Source organism: Streptomyces sp. NPDC017520 (assembly GCF_044329855.1).
Classification (GTDB): Bacteria; Actinomycetota; Actinomycetes; order Streptomycetales; family Streptomycetaceae; genus Streptomyces.
Map to the genome: position 1 here is coordinate 175,012 of NZ_JBIRKB010000012.1, position 23,728 is coordinate 198,739.

Consider the following 23,728-nt stretch of genomic DNA (forward strand, 5'->3'; position numbering starts at 1 on the left):
CGGGGCGGGCTGAACGGGTGTCACGTACACCGGTTCGGCCGACGGCGCGTCACGCCGGGGCCGACGCCCGGGTCGCCGGACTCATGCCTATATGGCGAGGATCATGCGTATGCGTGCACTATTGGTCACCTCAGTCGGCGTCACCTGCGCGGCAGCCCTCACCCTGCCGCTCGCCGCCCCCGCCCTGTCCGCCCCGGCCGCACACTCCGCCTCGGCCCGGCCTCCTTCCCCGGCCCCCGAGTCGCCCGGGTCCGGCCCGCCGTCGGCCCGGATCGAAGCCACCCCCCACAAAGCGAACGAAGCGAATCAGCAGAACGAAGCGAATCAGCAGAACGAAGCGCAGGAAGAGGGCGGGCGCGAAGTCCCCGAAGCGGCCCCGCCGCGCAGCGGCGAGACCCGTGCGGCCGCGCTCGCGGGCTCGACGCAGTCCCTGCCCCTGGAACCCCTCGCCGCGCCGTCCGACCGCTCCCTGGGCCCCGCGACGGCCGGCCAGGGGCTGGATCGGCGGACGGCCCGCCCGTTCTCCCTGGTCGGCGTGGTCTGGGACGACGCCGAAGCCGAACTCCACGGCACGGTCCAGGTCCGCACCCGGGCGACCGGCTCCGCGAGCTGGTCGGACTGGCAGGACGTCGAGACCCACAACGCCGAGCACGCCCCCGACCTCGGCAGCGCCGAACGGGAGTCCGGCGCCGTGCGCGGAGCGACCGCCCCCCTCTGGGTCGGCGACTCGGACGGCGTGGAGGTACGCGTACGTCCGGAGGCGGCCGATCCGCAGCACCGGCCCGCCGCCGCGCCGCTCCCCGAGGGGCTGCGCATCGAACTCGTCGACCCCGGCGAGGACCCCGCGCCCGAACCCGCCGCCGGCGCCTCCGCCGGCCGGACCGCCACCCCGGCGGCGTTCGTCGGCAACCCGGTGCCGCCGACGACGACGGGGGCCGTGCCGGAGGTGCTCACCGCCGAATCCGCCGCGGCCTGGGCCGTCAACGCGGACCTCGCGCCGCTCGGCGCGGCTGTCATCCCCGCGCTGACCAAGGCGGCGACGGAGGAGGAGGCGGCGATCGTCGCCGCCGGGGCGAAGCCGTACATCGGCCCCCGCCCGAAGATCGTCACCCGCAAGGGCTGGGGCGCGGACGAGAAGCTCCGCGAGCGCAACTTCGCGTACACCAAGTCCGTCAAGGCGGCCTTCGTGCACCACAGCGCGACCGGGAACAACTACACCTGCAAGCAGGCTCCCTCGGTGCTCCGCAGCATCTACCGCTACCACGTCAAGAGCAGCGGCTGGCGCGACTTCGGCTACAACTTCGCCGTCGACAAGTGCGGAAACATCTACGAGGGCCGCGCCGGAGGAGTCTCCAAGGCCGTCCTGGGCGCCCACACCCTGGGCTTCAACACCAACACCATGGGGGTCGCCGTGCTCGGCACGTACTCCTCCACCAATCCGCCCGCCGCCGCGGTGACCGCCGTCTCCAAGCTCACCGCCTGGAAGCTCGGACTCTTCGGTGCCAACCCCAAGGGCAAGGTCACCCTCGTCTCCGGCGGAAGCGGCAAGTACGCGAAGGGCAGGAAGGTCAAGATGAACGTCATCTCGGGCCATCGGAACGCGTTCGCAACCGAATGCCCCGGAGCGCGTCTCTACAAGAAGCTCGGCAAGGCCCGGACCACCTCCGCCAAACTGCAGGGCCGCTGACCGGGGCGTTTCCGACCGGTCTGCTTAGACTGGCCAGCCACAACCAGGCCAGGCCCCAGCAGGAAGCAGAGACGGTGCTGTGACAGAGGCAAAAGAAGCGATCCTCCTGGTCGGTGGCAAAGGCACCCGGCTGCGCCCGCTCACGGTGCACACCCCGAAGCCGATGGTTCCGGCGGCGGGGGTCCCCTTCCTCACCCACCAACTGGCGCGGGCCAGGGCGGCCGGGGTGGAGCACATCGTGCTCGCCACGTCCTACCTGGCGGAGGTCTTCGAACCGTACTTCGGCGACGGTTCCTCGCTCGGCCTGCACATCGAGTACGTCACCGAGCGGGAACCGCTCGGCACCGGCGGAGCCATCCGCAACGTCGCGCCGAAGCTGTCCTCGGGGCCCGACGAACCGGTCCTGATCTTCAACGGCGACATCCTGACCGGGCTCGACATCCGGGCCCTGGTCACCTCGCACACCGTCTCCGGGGCGGATGTCTCCCTCCACCTGACCCGGGTCGAGGACCCGCGCGCCTTCGGCCTCGTGCCGACCGACGCGACGGGCCGGGTCACTGCGTTCCTGGAGAAGCCGCAGACGCCGGAAGAGATCGTCACCGACCAGATCAACGCCGGGGCGTACATCTTCCGGCGCTCGGTCATCGACTCCATCCCGGCCGGCCGTCCCGTCTCCGTCGAACGCGAGACCTTCCCCGGACTGCTCGCCTCCGGCGCCCACCTCCAGGGCATGGTCGACTCGACGTACTGGCTGGACCTCGGCACCCCGGGCGCCTTCGTCCGCGGCTCCGCCGATCTCGTCCTCGGCCGCGCCCCGTCCCCGGCGGTCCCCGGCCGCTGCGGCGACCGCCTGGTCCTGCCGACCGCCTCCGTGGCCCCGGACGCCAAGCTCACCGGCGGCACGGTGGTCGGCGCGGGCGCGGTGATCGGCGCGGGCGCGAGAATAGACGGCTCGACGATCCTGGACGGCGCGGTCGTGGAAGCGGGCGCGGTCATCACGGACTCCCTGGTCGGGGCCGGGGCCAGGATCGGCGACCGCACGGTGCTAGTGGGCGCGGTGATCGGCGACGGGGCACACGTGGGCGCGGACAACGAACTGCGTGACGGGGTCAGGATCTGGTGCGGCGCGGTCCTGCCGGACGCCTCGGTCCGCTTCTCCTCGGACCAGTAGCGCCGTACCCGTAGAGCCGTACCGTCGTCCCCGTAGCGCCGTACCCGTACCCTCGAAGGACGCCCCTCCGCACGAGAACACCGAGAACACCGAGGCCACCCGTGGCAGGACGATTCGCCCCCCGCACCGCGCGAGCGGCGCTGCCGCACCAGGCCCCCGCCCCGGTGCGTCGGACGGCCGCGCCCTCGCACGACGGCCCGCCGCTGACCCGGGAGTGGACCCCACCCGGCCCGCTGGACCTCCGCCTCGTCCTCGGCCCCCTGCGCCGGGGCCCGGCGGACCCCACGTTCCGGATGGTCGCGGACGGCACGTTCTGGCGGGCCACCCGCACGCCCGAGGGCCCCGGCACCCTGCGCCTCGCGGCGCGCGGCGACCGGATCGAGGCGGCGGCCTGGGGCCCCGGCGCGGACTGGCTGCTGGCGGGGCTCCCCGCGCTCCTGGGCGCGGACGACGACCCGGACGCCTTCGTCCCCCGCCACCGCCTGCTGGCCCTGACCCGCCACCGCCGCCCGGGCCTGCGACTCCTCCGCACGGGCCTGGTCATGGAATCGCTGATCCCGTCGATCCTGGAACAGAAGGTCACCACGGACGAGGCGTACCGCGCGTGGCGTCACCTGGTCCGCCGCTTCGGCACCCCTGCCCCCGGCCCCACCGCGGAGCTGGGCCTGCACGTCATGCCGGACCCACGGGGCTGGGCGATGATCCCGTCCTGGGAATGGCACAGGGCGAACGTCGACGCCAAGCGGTCGTCGACGATCCTGCGCGCGGTCCGCGTGGCCCGCCGACTGGAGGAGGCGGCGACGATGAACCTCCCCGAGGCACTGGCCCGGCTGCAACTGATCCCCGGCATCGGCCCCTGGACCTCGGCCGAGACCCTCCAGCGCTCGAACGGCGCACCGGACGCGGTCACGGTCGGCGACCTGCACCTCCCGGGCATCGTTGGCCACGCCCTGGCGGACAACCGCGACGCGGACGACGAGGAGATGCTGTCCCTGCTGACCCCGTACGCGGGCCAGCGCCACCGAGCGACCCGCCTGGTCCTGCTCTCGGGCCACACCCCGAAACGCCGGGCCCCGAGGATGGCCCCGGGCAACATCACCCACCTGTAGCCGTTTCCCTTTCCAGCCCCTCCGGCGTTTGAGGAGCGGGGCCCGGGGCGGAGCCCCGAAACCAGCCTGTCCGGCGCTTGAGGACAACGGGGCCCGGGGCGGAGCCCCGGTTTCGGGGAGGGGCGGGGAGGGGACAAGGCCCCGCGCAGCGGCACCCCCGCCCCGCGGCCTGGCCCACCCCCACCTCACCGCACGGTGAGAAACGCCTCCGCATCCCGAACGCCCCGCTCCCGAGGCACCCCCGCCGCATGCCCCACAGCCACCGCCCCCAACGGATCCCAGGACGACGGCAGCGACAACACCTCCCGCACCACGGACGGGCAGAACATCGTCGAGGACACCCACGCCGACCCCAGCCGCTCACCCGCCAGCGCCACCAGGAAGTTCTGCACGCCCGCGCCCGCCGCGACGACGAACATCTCGCGCTCCGCGGCATCGCGCCGCTCGTCCCCGTACGTGTGCGAGCCGTCCATCACCAGGCACGGCACCGCCAGATACGGCGCGTTGCGCAGCACATCCCCGCGCCGCACCCGCTTGGCGATCGACTCCTCGCTCTTGCCGTCGCGCCGCAGGTCCTCGATCCACGCGTCCCGCATCGCGTCGAGCAACCGGGTCCGCGACTCGGCGGACTCCAGCAGCACGAACCGCCACGGCGTCGTGTGATGAGGGGCGGGCGCGGTCACCGCCGCGGCCACCGCCCGCCGCACGGCCCCCGGATCCACCGGCTCGTCGGTGAACTCGCGCACCGTACGCCGCAATGTCACCGCTTCCCGCACGGCCTCGGACGTCCCGAGCCGGAACATGTCGTCGGCGGCGGTCCGCACCAACGCACGGGCACCGGACTCGTCCCCGGACGCCACCACATGCGGCAGCCCCCGCACCACGGCGACCGGCAGCCCCTCCGCCTTGCCCTTGACCAGGTCCCCGGCCGCGGCCAGCTCGTCCGCCGTGGCCACGACCGTGGCGCTGAGCGGATTGCCGTACGCGTCCGTCCCGCCGCGCAGATCGTCCAGCACGCGCACTCCGGCGGCCCCGATCGCGACATCGGTCAGCCCGTTGCGCCAGGGCCGCCCGAAGGTGTCCGTCACGACGACGCCGACCTCCACACCGAGGGCGTCCCGCAGCCCGTCCCGGATGGCCCCGGCGGAGACGTCGGAGTCCTCGGGCAGCAGCAGTACGGTCCCGGCCGGCGTGTTCGAGGCATCGACCCCGGCGGCGGCCATGACCAGACCCTGCCGGTTCTCCACGATCCGCAGCGGCCCGCGCCGGGCCACGACCCGTACGGTCTCGGCGTCTATGGCGGCCTCGCGGTCGGCGGCCCGGACGATCCGGCCCTCGGCCTTGGAAACGATCTTCGAGGTGACGAGCAGGATGTCCCCGTCGAGCAGTCCGGGCTCGGCCGCGGCGATCAGCTTGGCGAGATCGTCACCGGCCCGCACCTCGGGAATCCCGCCCAACGCCCAGACCCGGAAAGAGGGCGCACCCGAAGCCGCGCCGCCACCACCGCCACCGGCGACACCACCGGCACCACCGCCACCGGCGACACCACCGCCACCAGGAGAACCGCTCACGCCCGGACCTCCTCGGCCAGCTCCAGCGCCTGCCGGGCCATCGCCGCGGTCGTGTCCACGTCCGTCATCATCAGCGGCACCGCCCGGCAGCGGATCCCCGCCGCCTCGACCTCCCCGACCGCACCCGCGTCCACCGTGTCCACCAGCCAGCCGTCCAGCAGTCCCGAACCGTAGTGCTGGGCCACCGCGGCGGCGGTCGACTCGACGCCCACCGCGGCGAGCACCTTGTCCGCCATCCCGCGCACGGGCGCGTCCCCGACGATGGGGGAGAGGCCGACGACCGGCACCCCGGCCTCGGCGATGGCCTCCCGGATCCCGGGCACGGCGAGGATCGTGCCGATGGACACCACCGGATTCGACGGCGGGAAGACGATGACATCGGCCGAACCGATGGCCTCCAGCACCCCCGGGGCCGGCTTGGCCTGCTCCGCGCCGACCGGCACGATCGCCTGCGCCTCGACGGAGGCGCGCAGCTTCACCCAGTACTCCTGGAAGTGGATCGCCTTGCTCTCGCCGTCCGTCTCGACGGCGACATGCGTCTCGACCCGGTCGTCGGACATGGGGAGCAGCCGCACACCCGGCTGCCACCGGGCGCAGAGCGCCTCGGTGACCGCGCTCAGCGGGTAGCCCGCGCCCAGCATCTGCGTACGGACGATATGGGTCGCGAAGTCGCGGTCGCCGAGACCGAACCACCCGGGGCCCACGCCGTACGCCGCGAGCTCCTCCTTGACCTGGAAGGTCTCGTCGGTCCGCCCCCAGCCCTGCTCCTCGTTGATGCCACCGCCGAGGGTGTACATCACGGTGTCGAGGTCGGGACAGACCTTCAGCCCGAACAGATGGATGTCATCACCCGTGTTGCCGATCACCGTGATGTCCGCGTCGGGCGCGGCCTGCTTGAGGCCGCGAAGGAAGCGGGCACCGCCGATGCCACCGGCCAGAACAACAATGCGCATGCGGAGCAGTTTGTCAGGCGGGTACGGCGCCCACGGCCGTCGGGGCGCTCTGCGTGGCGTGCATCGGCATCTCGGTCAGGCCCGGGTAGTAGATGTGCAGGCTCACGGCCGGTTCGAGCGAGTCGTTGACCACTTCGTGGACGTACCCCGGGGCGAAGGCACGCTGCGCGCCCGCGCCGAGAGCTCGCGTCCCGCGCTCGGTGTGCTCCGTCAACTCGCCTTGCAGGACCGTCAGCACGCCGGCGGAGAGGCCGTGGTCGTGACGTCCGCTGCCCTGCCCGGGCACCCAGCTGAGCAGCCACACCTCGTAGCCGGGGCCCTGGTGCAGGCGGTGGTACCAGCGGGAGGCGGAGTCGTACTGGACGATTCCGGCCCACTGGGCGCGGTCGGCCGCGATGGAGCGGGCGAGGCCGACGAACTCGGAGACGGTGGAGGGGTGCTCGCGGGCGGGCTGCAGGAGGTGCTGGACCTCAAGGATGTCGCCGGCGATCTGAAGGTCGCTGTCGCTGTTCATGGCTGCGGTGGTTCCTCGGCATGGGGGGTGCACGTGCGGGGAGTCGCGGTGAGCGTCGGCAGCCCGGAAACGAGCCGCGTGAAGTGCGAGGTGCGGGGAGGAGCGGGAGGAGACGAAGAAAGACGCTCGACCGGAGAGGCTGGATCAGAGCTGGAGCGCTAGGGCATCAACAGCTGTGACAGCTGGAACAGCAACAGCGGGCCTGGACAGCACTACGGAACCCACGGATGTGGGTGACGCGCGTGGCTGTGGTCGCTGGCATGGGACCAAGGAGACCGGCTCGGCCGTCGACTGTCAACCCAATGCCCGAAATGGGGGCAATGTTTCACCCCTTCCGGTTGCCGGGTTTGGAGAAAGGTTTATGCGCGCCTGGGCGGGGACATGTGGCGCATCATCCGCGCCCTCAAACGCGACTGACGCTCCGTGACCTGACTGTGATCTTGATCGCTTCGGTGATCGAATCGCAACACAAGGGGGCCTTCGCTCGTCTCTCACGGGAGAGGGTGTGGAGCTGCGGGGCCAGTGGCATATGTCAGGTTTTTGCTGATTTCAACACTTTCTGCATACGCTTGGTTCCGCAGAGTGAATCCCTGGGCCAATAGCAGATCCTCGCTTGACTGGCCCGGAGCTACACACTTGTAATTTCACTCGTGTCGTTCAGCCGCAAACGGCTGCATCACGGGACGCAAGAGACAGACGAGGGGCGCACATGACCGAGCTGTTCCAGCAACTGCTGGTCGAGGACGCGGACGAGGAACTCGGCTGGCAGGAGCGCGCACTGTGCGCCCAGACCGATCCCGAGTCCTTCTTTCCGGAAAAGGGCGGATCCACCCGCGAGGCCAAGAAGGTCTGCCTCGCCTGTGAGGTGCGTTCGGAATGCCTTGAGTACGCCCTTTCCAACGACGAACGCTTCGGAATCTGGGGCGGGCTCTCCGAGCGGGAGCGACGGCGCCTCAAGAAGGCCGCCATCTGACGTCCGCCCCCCCCCGGCGGCCCCGCGACAGAACGCGTCGGCCACCGACCACCGCCCCGGGCGTACCCCGACCCACCGCACCCGGACCCGTCCCGGGAGCACCCCGACCCACCGCACCCGGACCCCTGGGCGTATCCGGAACCACCCGGCCGGACCCGCCCCCGGGCGTACCGCGAACCACCCAGACCGGACCCGACCCCTGGGCCACCCGAACACCCCCGCCAGGCCCCCGGCGCACCCCGGACCACTGCCGGCCGCCGACCGCCGGCTCGCGAGCCGCAGAGCGACCCGCACCCCACCGCACGCCCCCACACCCAACCCACGCCCCCCACTCCTTCCACGCCCTCTCCCCCTCCCCTCTCCCCCTCCCCGCCCCCACTTCCCGCACTTCCGGCCGAGGCCGCCCCTCTTATCCGGTCCTATCCGGCAGGCTTTCCCGTCCGGCAGGCCCCCGAGCCCGCTTCCCCACCCCCGACGGCCCGTCCACCGACCCCTTCCCCGGGGCTCGGCAGACGGGCCGTCGGCGCGTGCGCGCCCGGCCCCTTCGCCCGCTCCGACCCCCGCCACCTGTCCGTACCGTTAGTGTGGGGCCCCGTCCGAGACGCGCCAACGCCCCGACGGCGCGCGCGTGTACACCGATGCAGCCCCCGGGGACGCCCCCGGACCCGGCCGGAGGGCCCGTACCTCGATGTCCGTGCACAGCCACTCGGCGGCGCCGAACGCGGCCGCCGCCGCCCCAGAGTTCCCCCGGCACGTCGTCACCGCCGTGCTCGTCTCCCACGACGGCGCCCGCTGGCTGCCCGACGTGCTGGACGGGCTGCTCGGGCAGGAACGCCCCGTACAGAACGTCGTCGCCGCCGACACCGGCAGCGCCGACGACTCGGCCCGGCTGGTCACCGAGGCGCTCGGCGACGAACGCGTCCTGCACCTCGCACGCCGTACGAGTTTCGGCACCGCCGTCGACGAGGCGGCGCGCACGGCGGGAACCCTGACCCCGGACGACCTGCCGTACCTCAAGCGCCCCAGTGGTTGGGACCCGGCCGGCCGGACCTGGGTCGACGAGAACTACGACCTTCCCGAACTGCCGCACGGCGAACCGGTCCAGTGGCTCTGGCTGCTGCACGACGACTCCGCGCCCGAGCCGGACGCGCTCGCCGAGATGCTGCGCGTCGTCGACACCGACCAGCACGCCACGATCGTCGGGCCCAAACTGCGCGGCTGGTACGACCGCAAGCAGCTCCTCGAAGTCGGCGTCTCCATCGCCAACAGCGGACGCCGCTGGACGGGCCTGGACCGCCGCGAGCAGGACCAGGGCCAGCACGACCAGGTCCGTACCGTCCTCTCCGTCTCCTCCGCCGGCATGCTCATCCGCCGCGACATCTACGAGGAGCTCGGCGGCTTCGACCGCAGGCTCCCCCTGATGCGCGACGACGTCGACCTGTGCTGGCGCGCCCACCTGGCGGGCCACCGGGTCCTCGTCGCCCCGGACGCCGTCCTGCGGCATGCCGAGGCCTCCGCCCGGGAACGCCGCCCCATCGACTGCGCCGGCCGCTCGGTCGCCAGCCCGCACCGCGTCGACAAGGCGGGCGCGGTCTACACGATGCTCGTCAACGCCCGCGGCAAGGCCCTCCCCTGGGTCCTGCTCAGACTCGTCGTCGGCACCCTGCTCCGTACCCTCGCCTACCTCGTCGGCAAGGTGCCCGGTCAGGCCCTCGACGAGGTCACCGGCCTGCTCGGCACCCTCCTGCGCCCCGGCCGCATCCTCGCCGCCCGCCGCGACCGCGGCAAGGGCGCCGTCGACGCCGCCGAGCTGCGCGCGCTGTTCCCGCCGCCCGGCGCGACCGTCCGGGCCACCGTCGACCAGGTCGCGGGCAACTTCGGCGGCCGCAGCGACGCCGACTCGGGCGGCTCGCGACACGGAGCCGTCGAATCCGGGCCCGGCGGCGACGACGCCGACTTCCTCGAAGTCGACCAGTTCGCCCGCCTCAAGCGCATCGGCCGCAAACCGGGACCCATCCTCTTCGCGCTGCTCCTGCTCGTCTCCCTCATCGCCGGCCGCAACCTCCTCAGCGGCGGCGCACTGGCGGGCGGCGCCCTGCTGCCCGCCCCGGCCGAGGTCGGCGCGCTCTGGGGGAGCTACGCGGACGCCTGGCACACCGTCGGCACCGGCGGCACCCAGACCGCCCCGCCCTACCTCGCGCTGCTCGCCGCCCTGTCGGCCCTCTTCCTCGGCTCGACCGGTCTCGCCATCAGCGTGCTGCTGGTCTGCTCGATCCCGCTGGCCGGGCTCACCGCCTACTTCGCCTCCCGCCCGCTGCTCCCCTCCCGCCTGCTGCGGGCCTGGGCGAGCGTCGCGTACGCCTTCCTGCCCGCCGCGACCGGCGCCCTGGCCACCGGCCGCCTCGGCACCGCCGTCCTCCTCGTCCTGCTCCCGCTGACCGCCCGCGCGGGCGTCGCCGCCCATGGGCTGCGCGTGGACAGCGCGGCGGGGGAGCGCGGCAGCTGGCGCGCCACCTGGGCGTACACGCTGCTGCTGACCGTCACGATGGCGTTCACCCCGATCGTCTGGCCGCTCGCCGCGGTCCTCGGCATCGGCGTCCTCGTCCTGCGGCGCGGCGACATCACGGCGTACGGACTCCGATTCGTCGCCGCCGTCGGCACCCCGGTGCTGGTCCTCGCCCCCTGGTCGCTCACCCTCCTGACGGACCCGTCCGCGCTCCTGACCGAAGCGGGCCTGGACCTCGGTACGGGAACGGCATCGGGCCTCGACCTGCTCGGCATCAGCCCCGGCGGCCCCGGGGCGACGGGCGGCATCCTGCTCCTCGGCATCGTGCTGGCGGCGCTCGCCGCCCTGCTGCGCGGCGAGCGGCAGTTCGCCGTCCGCACCGCCTGGGCGGTCGCGCTCGTCGGCTTCCTCTTCGCCGCCGTCGCCAACGGGTCCACCTGGGCGGGACCCGCCACCCTCGTCTACGGCGCCGCCCTGATCGCCGCCGCCCTGGTGGGCGCGGACGGGGCCCGCATCCGGGTCGCCGAACAGAGCTTCGGCTGGCGTCAGCCCGTCGCCGTACTCATCGCGCTGGCCGCCGGACTGGCCCCGGTCCTGGCCGCGTTCGGCTGGATGATCGGCGGCGCGGACGGACCACTGGAGCGGCGCGACCCCGTCCAGGTGCCCGCCTTCGTGGCGGAGGAGTCCACCACCCGCGACCAGCCCCGCACCCTCGCCCTCGGCGGCAGCTCGCCCGGCTCCGTGGAGTACAGCCTGGTCCGCGGCTCGGGCGTCCGCCTCGGCGACGGCGAACTCACCGAGGCGGGCGGCAGCAACAGCCACCTCGACAAGGTCGTCGCCAACCTCGTCGCCGGCTCCGGCGCCGACCAGGGCGGCCAGCTCGGCGGCTTCGCGATCCGCTACGTCCTCGTCCGGGACGGAGCACCGCGCGAGATGAGCCGGGTCCTCGACTCGACGCCAGGGCTCAGCCGCCTCAGCCAGCTCGACGGCAGCGCCCTGTGGCGGGTGGACCGCCAGGTCGCCCGCGTCATGATCATTCCGGCTTCCGGCGAGGGCGAGCACCTTTCGGTCGGCTCGGCCGCCGTCGAGGCCCACTCCGAGATCCCGTCCGGCGAAGCGGGCCGCGTGCTGCGGATCGCGGACGCCGCCGACCCGGGCTGGACGGCGACCCTGGACGGCAAGCCGCTGCCCCGCAAGACCGTCGACGGCTGGGCCCAGGGCTTCGAACTGCCCGCGGAGGGCGGCCGTCTGGATCTCAGCCACGACGCCCCGATCACGCATACCGCGTGGATCTGGGCGCAGGCCGGACTCCTCCTCGTCCTGGTGGTCATGGCCCTGCCGGGCCGCCGCCGGGAGATCGACGACGACCTGCCCGAGGAGGCGTCGCCCGCCGTCGCCGCCGAGCCGGTCGACGGAGAGGGCCGCCGCGCCCGCAGGCTCCGCGCAGCGGCCCAGGCCGAGGCGGCGGCCGCCGCCGAGGAGGCCGGGGAGCCCGGAGGGCCCGGGGAGCCCGGGGACGACGCCCACCCCGGCGACCGCGATCCGTCGCGAGTCCCGGGCCCGGGCGCGGACCCGGGGGAGTACATCCCGGCGCAGCAGTCCGCCGACCCGTACGCCGCCACCCCCCCGGCGCACGACCCGCAGGAAGTCACCGGCGGCTACGCGGCGGTCCCGCAGCAGCAGCAGTACGGCGAGTACGCGCAGTGGGACGGCCGGCAGCAGGGCGCCGACTACTACGCGACGTACCAGCCGGACCCGTACGCCCAGCAACAGCAACAGCAACAGCAACAGCAACAGGGCGCCGGCTACCAGGGCTACGAGGCCCAGGACCCCTACACACAGCAGTACGACGAGCAGGGCACGTACGCCGGACAGGCCGCGTACAACGACCAGAGCTCCTACAACGACCAGGGCGCGTACAACAACGACCAGAACGCGTACGACGAGTACGGCCGTTACGTCGGCGGCCAATACCAGCAACAGCCCTACCCCGACCCCGCCCAGCAGCCGCAGCCCGACCGGCACCCCGCCGAGAACGGCGAACAGACCGACCCCCCGGCCCCGGGCCAGGCCCCGTGGCAGACCGGTAACGCATCGCGAGGCGATTCCGAGTGAAGTCCACCCACCTGTCCCTGATCGCGGGCGCCGCCGTCCTGGCCGCCATCACCGGATTCGCCACGGTCACCGCGCCCGGAGCCCCGGCGGAGACCGGGACGAAGTCCGCCGCGCTGCTGCCGGTCGAGCGCTCCAGCCTGGTCTGCCCGGCGCCCAGCGACTCCGACCTCGCCGAGACGCAGTACACCGCGTTCACCCCGGCGGGCGAGGGCGGCGAGGCCAAGGGCACCGCCGAGCTGAAGCCGGCCCTGCCGGTCGTGGACGACGAGGACGAGACCGACCCGAAGAAGATCAAGAAGGCCGAAGAGGCGGCGAAGAAGGCGAAGGAGAAGGCCGACAAGCCGGTCCTCGCCGTGACGGAGCCCGGAAAGCCGGTCGTCGCCGAGGCGGACGGCTCCGACGCCCCGGCCCTCGTCGGCACGGCCACCGGCAAGCTGGCCCCCGGCTGGGCCGCCCAGCAGACCACCGAGGTCACCGTGGGCGGCGCCCGCGGGCTCCTCGGGGTCACCTGCACCGCTCCCGACACGGACTTCTGGTTCCCGGGCGCGAGCACCGCGAAGTCCCGCCAGGACTACCTCCACCTCACCAACCCCGAGGACTCCGCGGCCGTCGCCGACATCGAGCTGTACGGCCCCGAGGGCGCGCTCAAGTCCGAGGTCGGCGACGGCATCACCGTGCCGGCCCGCTCCAGCGTCGCCGTTCTGCTGTCCACCCTCACCGCCGAGGCCGTCGACCACCTGACCGCCCACGTCACCACCCGCTCGGGCCGGGTCGGGGCGGTCGTCCTGAGCGCCGACGACAAGGCGGGCAGCGACTGGATCACCGCGTCCGACGACCCCACCGGCACTCTCGTGCTGCCCGGTATCCCGGCCGACGCCACCTCCGTACAACTGGTGGCGTTCGCACCCGGCGAGGACGACGCCGACGTGAAGGTCCAGCTCCTGGGGAAGAACGCGGCGTTCTCCCCGGCCGGCAACGCCACCCTGCACATCAAGTCCTCGATGACGGCGGCCGTCGACCTCAAGGACGTCACCCGCGGCGAACCGGGCTCCCTGCGGCTGAGCCCCGTCCAGAAGGACCGGGCGACCCCGATCGTCGCCGCGCTGCGCGTGGTCCGCGGCAAGGGCGACAAGCAGGAGATCGCCTACATTCCGGCCACCGGGCCGGTCGGCGCGCGGGCGAGCGTCCCGGACAACCGGGCCAAGGGCTCGACGCTGTCCCTGACCGCGCCGGGCGCCACCGCCGAGGTGAAGGTCACCGCGTCGGCGGGCAGCGACGGAGGCGAACCGGCCGTGGAGACGTACACGGTCAAGGCCGGCACGACCCTCGCCGTCACCCCGAAGGCCCCGGAAGGCCTCAAGGGCGCCTACGCGCTGACCGTCGAGACGACCTCGGGCGGCCCGGTCCACGCGTCGCGCACCCTGGCGCGCACCGAGGACGGCGTCCAGATGTTCACCGTGCAGACGCTCCCCGACGACGGGGGCACGGTCGAGGTCCCGTCGGCCCGCCAGGACCTCTCGGTCCTGGACGACTGAGGGCGAGCGACCTCCGACAGCCGAGCCGTCCCCCTGGCTCGATCGAGCCCCCCGGGCCCCCTGGGGCGCCGGGCCCCCTGGGGCCCCGGGGGACCGGCCCCGGGGGCTAGTCCTGCCCGTACCGGGGATCGACAGACTCGGGCGCCAGCCCCAGCAGCTCGGCGACCTGCTCGACGACGACCTCGTGGACGAGCAGGGCGCGCTCGTCGCGGCTCTTGGTGCGGATCTCGACGGGCCGCCGGTAGATGACGATCTGCGCGGGCCGCCCCTTGCCGGCGGAGACAGCACCGCCGAGCGGAACGATCTCCTCCGGGGTGTCGGGCACATCGAGGACGACGAAGTCGACCTCGGCCAGCTGGGGCCAGCGCCGCTCCAGCCGCTCCACCGAGTCCTGGACCAGATCACGGAAGGTCTCGCCCCGGCTGGCCGACAGCGGCACCTGCGGTGGCGCGACCGGCCCGCGCATACCGCGGCCATGCCGGTCACGGCGCCGGGGCCGCGGCTCGAACGGGCGGGGAGGTACGGAGCTGTCCATCACCGACGCAGCGTAACGCTCCGGGGGCCGGGTGATCGGCGAGCCGACGCGTCCGACCGGAGCTTCCGGGGAGGAGGCCCGTCCCGATTCCGGATGTCCGCAGTTGAACATTTCGGCCAAGGTTGAGCCCTTTTCAGGCCCGTGATCCGATCATCGACCCTGCGCCCGACGCCGCGATCCACCCCCGCCCGCGACCGGCACGACCACGGCGCGATCGCTGGGCCCCGCCCCGACGCAGGTCAGGGCCCCCGCCCGGAACGCCGCGGTGCCGCAGGTCACAGGGCGACACGGTGGGGTGACCCGAGGGGGAGTCGTCGCAGCCCGCTCAAGAGTGCGGTACCGTCCAACATCGTGAGCCCTGTACGTCGCTGTTCGCGCACCGCGTGCGGCCGCCCTGCCGTCGCGACACTGACGTACGTCTATGCCGATTCGACTGCGGTCCTCGGCCCGCTCGCCACCTACGCCGAGCCCCACTGTTACGACCTCTGCGCCGAACACAGTGAGCGGCTTACCGCGCCACGGGGTTGGGAAGTGGTGCGGCTCTCCGACGGCTCCGCACCTGCGCACCCCAGCGGCGACGACCTCGAAGCACTGGCCAACGCGGTCCGCGAAGCGGCACGCCCGCACGACCGGGGTCCGGACGGCGGGGGCCGGGGACCACGCGCCGCCGACCCGGTGGAAGTGGCCCGCCGAGGCCACCTGAGAGTGCTGCGCTCACCGGACTCCTGAAGCCGACTCCTGAAGCCGACTCCTGAAGCCGACTCCTGAAGCCGACTCCTGAGGCCGCTTCTGAGGCCGACTCCGGGGGCTCTGACCGGCCGGGTAGTTTGGGCGGTCCGCAAAGACCCCAGGAGGACCGGCCGTGGTTGCTGATCTGTCGCAGCTCGTCAAGGCGTACGACGTGCGCGGAGTGGTCCCCGACCAGTGGGACGCATCGCTGGCCGAACTCTTCGGATCCGCGTTCGTCCAGGTCACGGCCGCCGACGCGATCGTGATCGGCCACGACATGCGCCCAACGTCACCGGCCCTCGCCGACGCGTTCGCCCGGGGTGCGGCGGCCCGGGGCGCGGACGTCACGCTCATCGGCCTCTGCTCGACGGACCAGCTGTACTACGCGTCGGGGGCCCTCGGCCTCCCCGGGGCGATGTTCACGGCCTCGCACAACCCGGCGCGGTACAACGGCATCAAGATGTGCCGGGCGGGGGCCGCCCCGGTCGGCCAGGACACGGGCCTCGCCGAGATCCGCACCCTGGTCGAGCAGTGGTCGGAAGGCGCCCCCCAGCCGGCGCCCGCCACCGCCCCCGGCACGATCACCGAGCGCGACACCCTCACCGACTACGCCGCCCACCTCCTCGGCCTGGTCGACCTCAAGGCGATCCGCCCCCTCAAGGTCGTGGTCGACGCGGGCAACGGCATGGGGGGCCACACGGTTCCCACCGTCTTCGAAGGCCTCCCGCTCGACCTCGTACCCCTGTACTTCGAGCTGGACGGGAGCTTCCCCAACCACGAGGCCAACCCCCTCGACCCCAAGAACATCGTCGATCTCCAGGCCCGCGTCCTCGCCGAGGGCGCCGACCTCGGCCTCGCCTTCGACGGCGACGCTGACCGCTGCTTCGTGGTCGACGAGCGGGGCGCGGGCGTCTCCCCCTCCGCCATCACGGCCCTGGTCGCCGCCCGCGAGCTGGCCCGCAACGGCGGCGAGGGCACCGTCATCCACAACCTGATCACCTCCTGGTCCGTCCCCGAGGTGGTCCGTGAGAACGGCGGCACCCCGGTCCGCACCCGCGTCGGCCACTCCTTCATCAAGACGGAGATGGCGAGGCACGGCGCGATCTTCGGCGGCGAGCACTCGGCGCACTACTACTTCCGCGACTTCTGGAACGCCGATACGGGCATGCTCGCCGCCCTCCACGTACTCGCCGCACTCGGCGGCCAGCAGAAGCCGCTCTCCGAACTGGTCGCGGAGTACGACCGGTACAGCGGCTCCGGCGAGATCAACTCCACCGTCGCCGACCAGGCCGCCAGCCTGGCCGCGGTCAGGAAGGTCTACGGCGCCCGCGACGACATCACCTCCGACGACCTGGACGGCCTCACGATCACGGCCGCCGACTGGTGGTTCAACCTCCGCGCCTCGAACACGGAACCTCTGCTGCGCCTGAACGTCGAGGCGAGGGACGAGAAGACGATGGCGGCGGTACGCGACGAGGTCCTGACCCTGATCCGCAAGGCCTGACCCAGCCAGGGCCCGCTCCGACCCCGCTCGGCGCCATCAACGTTCACACCCCGCCCCACCTCGCCTCGCCCCACCTCGCCTCGCCCCACCTCGCCCCACCTCGCCTCGCCCCGCCCCACCTCGCCCCGCCCCAGGGCCCGCGCCCACCTCGGCCCGCCACCCCGCTCCCTTTTCGGCCCGCCCCTCCGGACTCCCTTTTCGCCCCGCCCCTCCGGCGTTTGCCCCCCGCGCCCACCTCGGCCCGCCCCACCTCGCCCCGCCCCACCCCACTCCCTTTTCGGCCCGGCCTTCCGGCGTTTGCCCCCCGCGCCCACCCCGGCCCGCGCCCACCCCGGCCCGCCCCACCCCGGCCCGCCCCACCCCGGCCCGCCCCACCCCGGCCCGCCCCACCCCGGCCCGCCCCACCCCGGCTCGCGCCCACCCCGCCCCGCCACCCTGCTCCCTTTTCGGCCCGCTCTTTCCAGCCCCTCCGGCGTTTGCCCCCCGCCCCCACCCGGCCGGCGCCCGCCCCGGCCGGCGCCCGCCCCGGCCGGCGCCCGCCCCGGCCCGCGCCGCCCCCACCCGGCCCGCCCCCCGGCGTTTGCCCCCGCCCCCGCCCCGACCCGCCCCGCTCCCTCTTTGGCTGGCTCTTTCCAGCCCCTCCGGCGTTTGAGGAGCGGGGTCCGGGGCGGAGCCCCGGTTACGGGAAGGGGCGGGGCGGGGAGAAGCACGCCGCAGGCGTCCACCCACGCCACGCGCACCCGCGCCCCGCCCCCAGGCGCCCACCCCCACGGCACCCCCCACGCCACCCCACCCCCCCCATCCCCTGGATCTCACCCCCGGCCAGGCCGCGCCCCCTCCACCCCAGCGGTAGGCTGACGACGCCTGATCCACGCGGATCGGAACTCGCATGCTCGAAGGGACTCACCCCATGGCGCTCGAAGCCGGCCTCCTGGAGATCCTGGCCTGCCCGGCCTGCCACTCCCCGCTCGACGACCGTTCGGCGGCCGACAGCCCCGAACTGGTCTGCACGGGCGACGCCTGCGGCCTGGCCTACCCGGTCCGGGACGGCATCCCGGTCCTTCTCGTCGACGAGGCCCGCCGCCCCGCCTGACCGCGAGCGACACGCGTACGGGCAGGACGACGCGGGACGGCCCCGGCAGCGCACGGCAGCCGGCCCGACCGCAGACCGGCGCCACCGTTCGGCACCGCGCCCGCCCCGGAGGCCACCGCGCCCGTACCCGTAACCGCACCCCGCACCCCGCCCGGTGATCGGAGGCCCACCGCCATGCTCGACGAGTCCTTGCTCGACGCCCCGGAAGCCCTGGCCCGAGCCGACCGCCGCGATCTGCTGCGCGGCGCCGCCGAGGCAGGCGCCCGGGTCCGTACCGCCGCCCGGCACGCCGCCGAGGCCGGTATCGGTGGCCTGAACCCGGAGGGCCGGCCACGAGCCGTCCTCGTCGCGGGCCCCGGCACCGCCGCCTCCGGGGTCGCCGACCTGATCGGCGCACTGGCGGGCGCGGCCGCCCCCGTCGTACGCATCCACCCCACGGGTGTGGCCCCCGCCCCCGGCGCCCTCCGCTGGGCGCTGCCCGGCTGGGCCGGATCCGTGGACCTGCTCCTCATCGCGACCGCCGACGGTTCCGAACCGGGCCTCGCCCTGCTCGCCGAGCAGGCCTACCGTCGCGGCTGCACCGTCGTCGCCGTCGCCCCCACCCGCTCACCGCTGCGTGAGGCGGTCGACGGGGTGCACGGCCTGGTCGTCCCGATGGCCGCCGCCCCGTACGGCGAGTACGACGCGGAGACCTCCGCCGCCGGCCCCGGCACCCTGTGGGCCCTGCTCACCCCCCTGCTGGCCCTCCTGGACCGGGTCGGCCTGGTGACCGCGCCCCCCGAGGACCTGCAGAAGATGGCGGACCGCCTGGACCGCACCGCGGAACGCTGCGGCCCGGCCATCGCCACGTACAGCAACCCGGCCAAGACACTCGCCGCCGAGCTCGCCGACAGCCTGCCGCTGCTGTGGACGGAGGGCGACGCAGCGGGCCCGGTGGGGCGCCGCTTCGCCGCCGTACTGTCCGAGCTCGCAGGCCGCCCCGCCCTGACGGCGGAACTGCCCGAGGCGCTGCCCTCGCACGGCACGCTCCTGGCCGGGGACTTCGCGGCGGGCGCGGACCCCGACGACTTCTTCCGCGACCGGGTCGACGAGGGCGAGACGCTGAGGGCCCGGGTCGTCCTGCTCCGGGACCGCCCGACGGGAGGCCTCAGCGCCTACCCGGCGGCGCGTGAGCTGGCACTCGGCCATGACACTCCCGTGAGCGAGCTGGAGCCGGAGGAGGGCAGCGCGCTGGAGGCCGTGGCCGAACTGCTCGCGATCACCGACTTCGCAGCGGTCTACCTGTCACTGGCCTCGGCCCCGCAACTTTGACAGAGGCACCCGGACACCGAACACCACACACCACGCACAAGGACGGACCGCGGCCCCAGAGCCCCAGGGAACGAACCCCTCCCGGGAAACCCAGGGCGCCAGGAGACCCAGAAAGGCTAGGAACCCCAGAAAGGCCAGGGTGGCCAGGAAGCCTAGGGAGAAAGGGGACCCCCAGCCCTCCAGGACCGTGTCACCCCCCGGCCACCCCCACGACTCCAGGACCTCACGTAACACTGATACCCCTGGTGCCACACTCACCCACCCCACCCAGCCCCACCCGAGGACGACTCCATGGACCGGCTGTCCAACACCGTGCGCCCCTACGCCTGGGGGTCCACCACGGCCATTCCCGCCCTGCTCGGCACCGCCCCCACCGGCGAACCGCAGGCCGAGATGTGGATGGGAGCCCACCCCGGAGCACCCTCGCGCATCACCCGTACCACCGCGTCCGGTGAGACGGAGCTGGCCCTCACCGAGGCCATCGACGCCGACCCGGAGAGGGAGCTCGGCGCGCCGACGGTCAACCGGTTCGGCCCCCGCCTCCCCTTCCTCCTGAAGCTCCTCGCCGCCGGCGCCCCCCTCTCCGTCCAGGTCCACCCGAACCTGGAGCAGGCCCGGCAGGGCTACGCCGACGAAGAGGCCCGGGGCGTCCCGATCGACGCCCCGCACCGCACGTACAAGGACGCGAACCACAAGCCCGAACTCATCTGCGCCCTCACCCCCTTCGACGGGCTGTGCGGCTTCCGCAGCCCCGCCGACGCGGCGGACGCGATGGAGGCGCTGGGAGTCGACTCCCTCAAGCCGTACGTGGACCTCCTCCGCGCCCACCCCGAGGAAGCGGCCCTCCGCGAGGTGCTCACAGCGATCCTCGGCGCGGAGCCGGCGGAGATGGCCGAGACCGTGGCGGAGGCGGCGGCCGCCGCCGAACGCCTCGGCGGTGCCCACGCCCCGTACGCCCGCATCGCCCACCACTTCCCCGGCGACCCCGGGGTCCTGGCCGCGATGCTGCTGAACTACGTGCAACTCCAGCCCGGAGAAGCCCTGTTTCTCGACGCGGGCGTTCCGCACGCCTATCTCGACGGCCTCGGCGTCGAGATCATGGCCAACTCGGACAACGTGCTGCGCTGCGGCCTGACCCCCAAGCACATCGACGTCCCCGAACTCCTGCGGATCGTCCGGTTCGAGGCCACCGAGCCCGGCGTGCTGCGCCCGGAGGCGGCCCCCTCGGGCGAGGAGCTCTACGAGACCCCCGCCGACGAGTTCACCCTGTCCCGCTACACCCTCGCCCCAGGGGCGGCCCCCACCGAACTGACCGCCCCCACGCCCCAGATCCTGCTCTGCACGGCGGGCTCGGTCACCGTCGGCGAACTCGCCCTCGCACCGGGGGAGTCCGCGTACGTTCCGGCCGGCGAGACCGTCGAGGCAGCGGGACCGGGAACACTCTTCCGGGCCACCGTGGCGGCCTGAACCACGGACCGTCCCGACGGCTGCAACAATGTGCCGCCTCACCGCGACGGCACCTGCCGCGCACCGACGAAGGGACACCACGCACTCATGAGCGCGTCAGGCGGAACCAAGGCGATCGTGGCGGCACTCGTCGCCAACCTCTCGATCGCCGTGGCCAAATTCGTAGCGTTCCTCTTCAGTGGTTCCTCGTCGATGCTCGCGGAGAGCGTCCACTCGCTCGCCGACTCGGGCAACCAGGGACTCCTGCTGCTCGGCGGCAAGAAGGCGAAGCGCGAAGCCACTCCTCAGCACCCCTTCGGCTACGGGCGCGAGCGCTACATCTACGCGTTCCTCGTCTCCATCGTCCTCTTCTCGGTCGGTGGCATGTTCGCGGTCTACGAGGGCTACGAGAAGATCAAGCACCCGCACGAGATCGAGGCCTGGTACTGGCCCGTCGGGGTCCTGGTCTTCGCGATCATCGCGGAGATCTTCTCCTTCCGTACGGCGATCCGTGAGTCCAACCTGACGCGCGGCGACCGCTCCTGGACCGAATTCGTCCGCCGGTCCAAGGCGCCCGAGCTCCCGGTCGTTCTCCTGGAGGACCTCGGCGCGCTCGTCGGCCTGATCCTGGCGCTCGCGGGCGTCGGCCTCGCCCTCGGCACCGGCAACGGCGTCTGGGACGGCATCGGCACCCTCTGCATCGGCATCCTGCTGATCCTCATCGCGATCGTCCTGGCCGTCGAGACGAAGTCCCTCCTGCTCGGCGAGTCCGCCGGCATCGAGGACGTCGAGAGGATCAAGGCGGCCGTGGTGGACGGCGAGACCGTCACCCGCATCATCCACATGCGCACCCTCCACCTCGGCCCCGAGGAACTGCTGGTCGCCGCCAAGATCGCGGTCCGGCACGACGAGACCGCGACCGAGGTCGCCGACGCCATCAACGCCGCCGAGAACCGCATCCGGGCGGCGTGCCCGATCGCCCGGGTCATCTACCTGGAGCCGGACATCTACAACGCGCAGGCCGCGGCGACCGGAGCCAACCCGGGCAAGGCCACCGAGGCCCCGGGAACGGGACCCGAGACGGGCGAGGACCCGGTCTCGAAGGATTCCGGCCACTGACCCACCGCGCATCGGCCCCGATCGGCCCGGTGACCCCTCACACACGTTCTTCTCCAGGAACGGGCTGGGGCTCACTGGGCCGTTCGGTGTAGATTCGGATACGGATAACAGACGTCGCTGCTGATGGCGGTCGCCCGGCTGGCGGAAGCGAGCCGGGCGAGGGACAGAGGGCCTCCGACGGACTGCACTGCGAACCCCCGGGCATTCGTGTGCCCGCCGCGCAGAGTCAGCCCAGAGAAAGCCCACCCTCGACCCATCACGAGGAGCAGCCCGTTATGACGACGGCCACCAACCGCCAGGACTTCAAGGTCGCCGACCTCTCCCTCGCCCCCTTCGGGCGCAAGGAGATCACGCTCGCCGAGCACGAGATGCCCGGCCTGATGTCGATCCGTAAGGAGTTCGCCGCCGCTCAGCCGCTGGCCGGCGCCCGGATCACCGGTTCGCTGCACATGACCGTGCAGACCGCCGTGCTCATCGAGACCCTCGTCGCCCTGGGCGCCGATGTCCGCTGGGCCTCCTGCAACATCTTCTCCACCCAGGACCACGCCGCCGCGGCCATCGCGGTCGGCCCGAACGGCACTCCGGAAGCCCCTGCGGGCGTTCCGGTCTTCGCCTGGAAGGGCGAGACGCTGGAGGAGTACTGGTGGTGCACGGAGCAGGCGCTGACCTGGCCGAACACCCCGACCGGCGGCCCGAACATGATCCTGGACGACGGTGGTGACGCCACCCTCCTCGTGCACAAGGGTGTGGAGTTCGAGAAGGCCGGCGCCGCCCCGGACCCGTCGACCGCGGACAGCGAGGAGTACGCCCACATCCTCACCCTGCTGAACCGCACCCTCGGCGAGGCCCCGCAGAAGTGGACCCAGCTCGCGTCCGAGATCCGCGGTGTCACCGAGGAGACGACGACGGGTGTGCACCGCCTGTACGAGATGCACCGTGACGGTTCCCTCCTGTTCCCCGCGATCAACGTGAACGACGCGGTGACCAAGTCGAAGTTCGACAACAAGTACGGCTGCCGCCACTCCCTCATCGACGGCATCAACCGCGCCACCGACGTCCTGATCGGCGGCAAGACCGCCGTCGTCTTCGGCTACGGCGACGTGGGCAAGGGCTGCGCCGAGTCGCTGCGCGGCCAGGGCGCCCGGGTGATCATCACGGAGATCGACCCGATCTGCGCACTCCAGGCGGCCATGGACGGCTACCAGGTCGCCACGCTGGACGACGTCGTGGAGCAGGCGGACATCTTCGTCACCACGACGGGCAACAAGGACATCATCATGGCCAAGGACATGGCCCGGATGAAGCACCAGGCGATCGTCGGGAACATCGGCCACTTCGACAACGAGATCGACATGGCCGGCCTCGCGAAGATCGACGGCATCGTCAAGGACGAGGTCAAGCCCCAGGTCCACACCTGGACGTTCCCCGACGGCAAGGTCCTCATCGTCCTGTCCGAGGGCCGCCTCCTCAACCTGGGCAACGCGACCGGGCACCCGTCCTTCGTGATGTCCAACAGCTTCGCCGACCAGACCCTCGCGCAGATCGAGCTGTTCACGAAGCCCGAGGAGTACCCGACCGACGTGTACGTGCTGCCCAAGCACCTGGACGAGAAGGTCGCCCGACTCCACCTCGACGCCCTGGGCGTCAGGCTCACGACGCTGCGCCCCGAGCAGGCGGCGTACATCGGCGTCCAGGTGGAGGGCCCGTACAAGTCCGACCACTACCGCTACTGATCCCTCCGCGGTAGCTGATCCACCCCTCGGCGGGGGGGGGGGGCGGGGGGCCCCCCCCCCCCCCCCCCCCCCCCCCCCCCCCCCCCCGCCCGCCCCCGCCCCCCCCCCCCCCCCCCCCCGGGCG

At 73.1% G+C, this 23,728-nt stretch carries 17 protein-coding genes; 13 read left to right on the forward strand and 4 right to left on the reverse strand.

The features are described from left to right. Positions 1-109: 109 nt before the first annotated feature. The 3 genes from ACH4KB_RS27060 to ACH4KB_RS27070 all read left to right on the forward strand — a co-directional run bounded on the left by ACH4KB_RS27060 (position 110) and on the right by ACH4KB_RS27070 (position 3,967). Complete coding sequence (locus tag ACH4KB_RS27060; protein ID WP_398068490.1) at positions 110-1,687, forward strand: N-acetylmuramoyl-L-alanine amidase; 1,578 nt, start codon at positions 110-112, stop codon at positions 1,685-1,687. A gap of 79 nt (positions 1,688-1,766) precedes the next feature. Further along, a complete protein-coding gene (locus ACH4KB_RS27065) occupies positions 1,767-2,858 on the forward strand; it encodes a sugar phosphate nucleotidyltransferase (protein ID WP_398068491.1) in 1,092 nt (363 codons plus the stop codon). A gap of 101 nt (positions 2,859-2,959) precedes the next feature. After that, the gene (locus tag ACH4KB_RS27070) at positions 2,960-3,967 is read left to right on the forward strand and encodes a DNA-3-methyladenine glycosylase family protein (protein WP_398068492.1); all 1,008 of its coding nucleotides are present in this window, start codon (positions 2,960-2,962) and stop codon (positions 3,965-3,967) included. A gap of 185 nt (positions 3,968-4,152) precedes the next feature. Here the strand turns inward: ACH4KB_RS27070 and ACH4KB_RS27075 are convergent, their stop codons facing one another. Genes ACH4KB_RS27075 through ACH4KB_RS27085 form a run of 3 tightly spaced genes read right to left on the reverse strand, consistent with a single transcriptional unit; the run spans position 4,153 to position 7,005 of the window. Beyond that, complete coding sequence (locus ACH4KB_RS27075; protein ID WP_398068493.1) at positions 4,153-5,538, reverse strand: coenzyme F420-0:L-glutamate ligase; 1,386 nt, start codon at positions 5,536-5,538, stop codon at positions 4,153-4,155. Beyond that, positions 5,535-6,491 (reverse strand): 2-phospho-L-lactate transferase, encoded by a 957-nt coding sequence (cofD, locus tag ACH4KB_RS27080; RefSeq protein WP_398068494.1) that lies wholly within the window; start codon positions 6,489-6,491, stop codon positions 5,535-5,537. Before cofD ends, ACH4KB_RS27075 begins: the two co-directional genes overlap by 4 nt. A 13-nt stretch (positions 6,492-6,504) precedes the next feature. Further along, on the reverse strand, positions 6,505-7,005 hold the full coding sequence (locus ACH4KB_RS27085; RefSeq protein WP_398068495.1) for a cysteine dioxygenase: 501 nt from the start codon (positions 7,003-7,005) through the stop codon (positions 6,505-6,507). Positions 7,006-7,714: 709 nt separating this feature from the next. Here ACH4KB_RS27085 and ACH4KB_RS27090 point away from each other — a divergent pair. From ACH4KB_RS27090 to ACH4KB_RS27100, 3 genes are all read left to right on the forward strand, one after another. Next, entirely contained in the window at positions 7,715-7,978 is a 264-nt protein-coding gene (locus ACH4KB_RS27090; RefSeq protein WP_003968728.1) for a WhiB family transcriptional regulator, read from the forward strand. 688 nt (positions 7,979-8,666) lie between these two features. Beyond that, positions 8,667-12,599, forward strand: a complete 3,933-nt coding sequence (locus tag ACH4KB_RS27095; protein WP_398068496.1) for a glycosyltransferase family 2 protein — start codon at positions 8,667-8,669, stop codon at positions 12,597-12,599. Then, positions 12,596-14,134, forward strand: a complete 1,539-nt coding sequence (locus tag ACH4KB_RS27100) for a DUF5719 family protein (protein ID WP_398068497.1) — start codon at positions 12,596-12,598, stop codon at positions 14,132-14,134. Before ACH4KB_RS27095 ends, ACH4KB_RS27100 begins: the two co-directional genes overlap by 4 nt. Positions 14,135-14,240: 106 nt before the next feature. On the opposite strand, the gene ACH4KB_RS27105 is transcribed toward ACH4KB_RS27100, so the two are convergent. Beyond that, a complete protein-coding gene (locus tag ACH4KB_RS27105; RefSeq protein ID WP_398068498.1) occupies positions 14,241-14,669 on the reverse strand; it encodes a metallopeptidase family protein in 429 nt (142 codons plus the stop codon). Between the two features lie 351 nt (positions 14,670-15,020). Here ACH4KB_RS27105 and ACH4KB_RS27110 point away from each other — a divergent pair, with 351 nt between their 5' ends. The 7 genes from ACH4KB_RS27110 to ahcY all read left to right on the forward strand — a co-directional run bounded on the left by ACH4KB_RS27110 (position 15,021) and on the right by ahcY (position 23,604). Further along, positions 15,021-15,398 (forward strand): DUF3499 domain-containing protein, encoded by a 378-nt coding sequence (locus tag ACH4KB_RS27110; protein ID WP_032753657.1) that lies wholly within the window; start codon positions 15,021-15,023, stop codon positions 15,396-15,398. 133 nt (positions 15,399-15,531) lie between these two features. Next, positions 15,532-16,902 carry a phosphomannomutase/phosphoglucomutase gene (locus ACH4KB_RS27115; RefSeq protein WP_398068499.1) on the forward strand — a complete coding sequence of 457 codons (1,371 nt, stop codon included), beginning with the start codon at positions 15,532-15,534 and terminating at the stop codon, positions 16,900-16,902. Positions 16,903-17,812: 910 nt separating this feature from the next. Then, a complete protein-coding gene (locus tag ACH4KB_RS27120) occupies positions 17,813-17,995 on the forward strand; it encodes a Trm112 family protein (protein ID WP_364874442.1) in 183 nt (60 codons plus the stop codon). Between the two features lie 174 nt (positions 17,996-18,169). After that, a complete protein-coding gene (locus tag ACH4KB_RS27125; RefSeq protein WP_398068500.1) occupies positions 18,170-19,306 on the forward strand; it encodes an SIS domain-containing protein in 1,137 nt (378 codons plus the stop codon). A gap of 291 nt (positions 19,307-19,597) precedes the next feature. Next, entirely contained in the window at positions 19,598-20,773 is a 1,176-nt protein-coding gene (gene manA / locus ACH4KB_RS27130; RefSeq protein ID WP_398068501.1) for a mannose-6-phosphate isomerase, class I, read from the forward strand. 87 nt (positions 20,774-20,860) lie between these two features. Then, on the forward strand, positions 20,861-21,871 hold the full coding sequence (locus ACH4KB_RS27135) for a cation diffusion facilitator family transporter (protein ID WP_398068502.1): 1,011 nt from the start codon (positions 20,861-20,863) through the stop codon (positions 21,869-21,871). 275 nt (positions 21,872-22,146) lie between these two features. Beyond that, the gene (gene ahcY, locus ACH4KB_RS27140; RefSeq protein WP_398068503.1) at positions 22,147-23,604 is read left to right on the forward strand and encodes an adenosylhomocysteinase; all 1,458 of its coding nucleotides are present in this window, start codon (positions 22,147-22,149) and stop codon (positions 23,602-23,604) included. Positions 23,605-23,728: the final 124 nt, after the last annotated feature.

Coding starts and splice junctions, on each gene's coding strand:
- ACH4KB_RS27060 (WP_398068490.1), top strand. CDS start 110: ATGCGTGCACTATTGGTCACCTCAGTCGGCGTCACCTGCGCGGCAGCC.
- ACH4KB_RS27085 (WP_398068495.1), bottom strand. CDS start 7,005: ATGAACAGCGACAGCGACCTTCAGATCGCCGGCGACATCCTTGAGGTC.
- ACH4KB_RS27095 (WP_398068496.1), top strand. CDS start 8,667: ATGTCCGTGCACAGCCACTCGGCGGCGCCGAACGCGGCCGCCGCCGCC.
- ACH4KB_RS27125 (WP_398068500.1), top strand. CDS start 18,170: ATGCTCGACGAGTCCTTGCTCGACGCCCCGGAAGCCCTGGCCCGAGCC.
- ACH4KB_RS27090 (WP_003968728.1), top strand. CDS start 7,715: ATGACCGAGCTGTTCCAGCAACTGCTGGTCGAGGACGCGGACGAGGAA.
- ACH4KB_RS27135 (WP_398068502.1), top strand. CDS start 20,861: ATGAGCGCGTCAGGCGGAACCAAGGCGATCGTGGCGGCACTCGTCGCC.
- ACH4KB_RS27105 (WP_398068498.1), bottom strand. CDS start 14,669: ATGGACAGCTCCGTACCTCCCCGCCCGTTCGAGCCGCGGCCCCGGCGC.
- ACH4KB_RS27120 (WP_364874442.1), top strand. CDS start 17,813: ATGGCGCTCGAAGCCGGCCTCCTGGAGATCCTGGCCTGCCCGGCCTGC.
- manA (WP_398068501.1), top strand. CDS start 19,598: ATGGACCGGCTGTCCAACACCGTGCGCCCCTACGCCTGGGGGTCCACC.
- ahcY (WP_398068503.1), top strand. CDS start 22,147: ATGACGACGGCCACCAACCGCCAGGACTTCAAGGTCGCCGACCTCTCC.
- cofD (WP_398068494.1), bottom strand. CDS start 6,491: ATGCGCATTGTTGTTCTGGCCGGTGGCATCGGCGGTGCCCGCTTCCTT.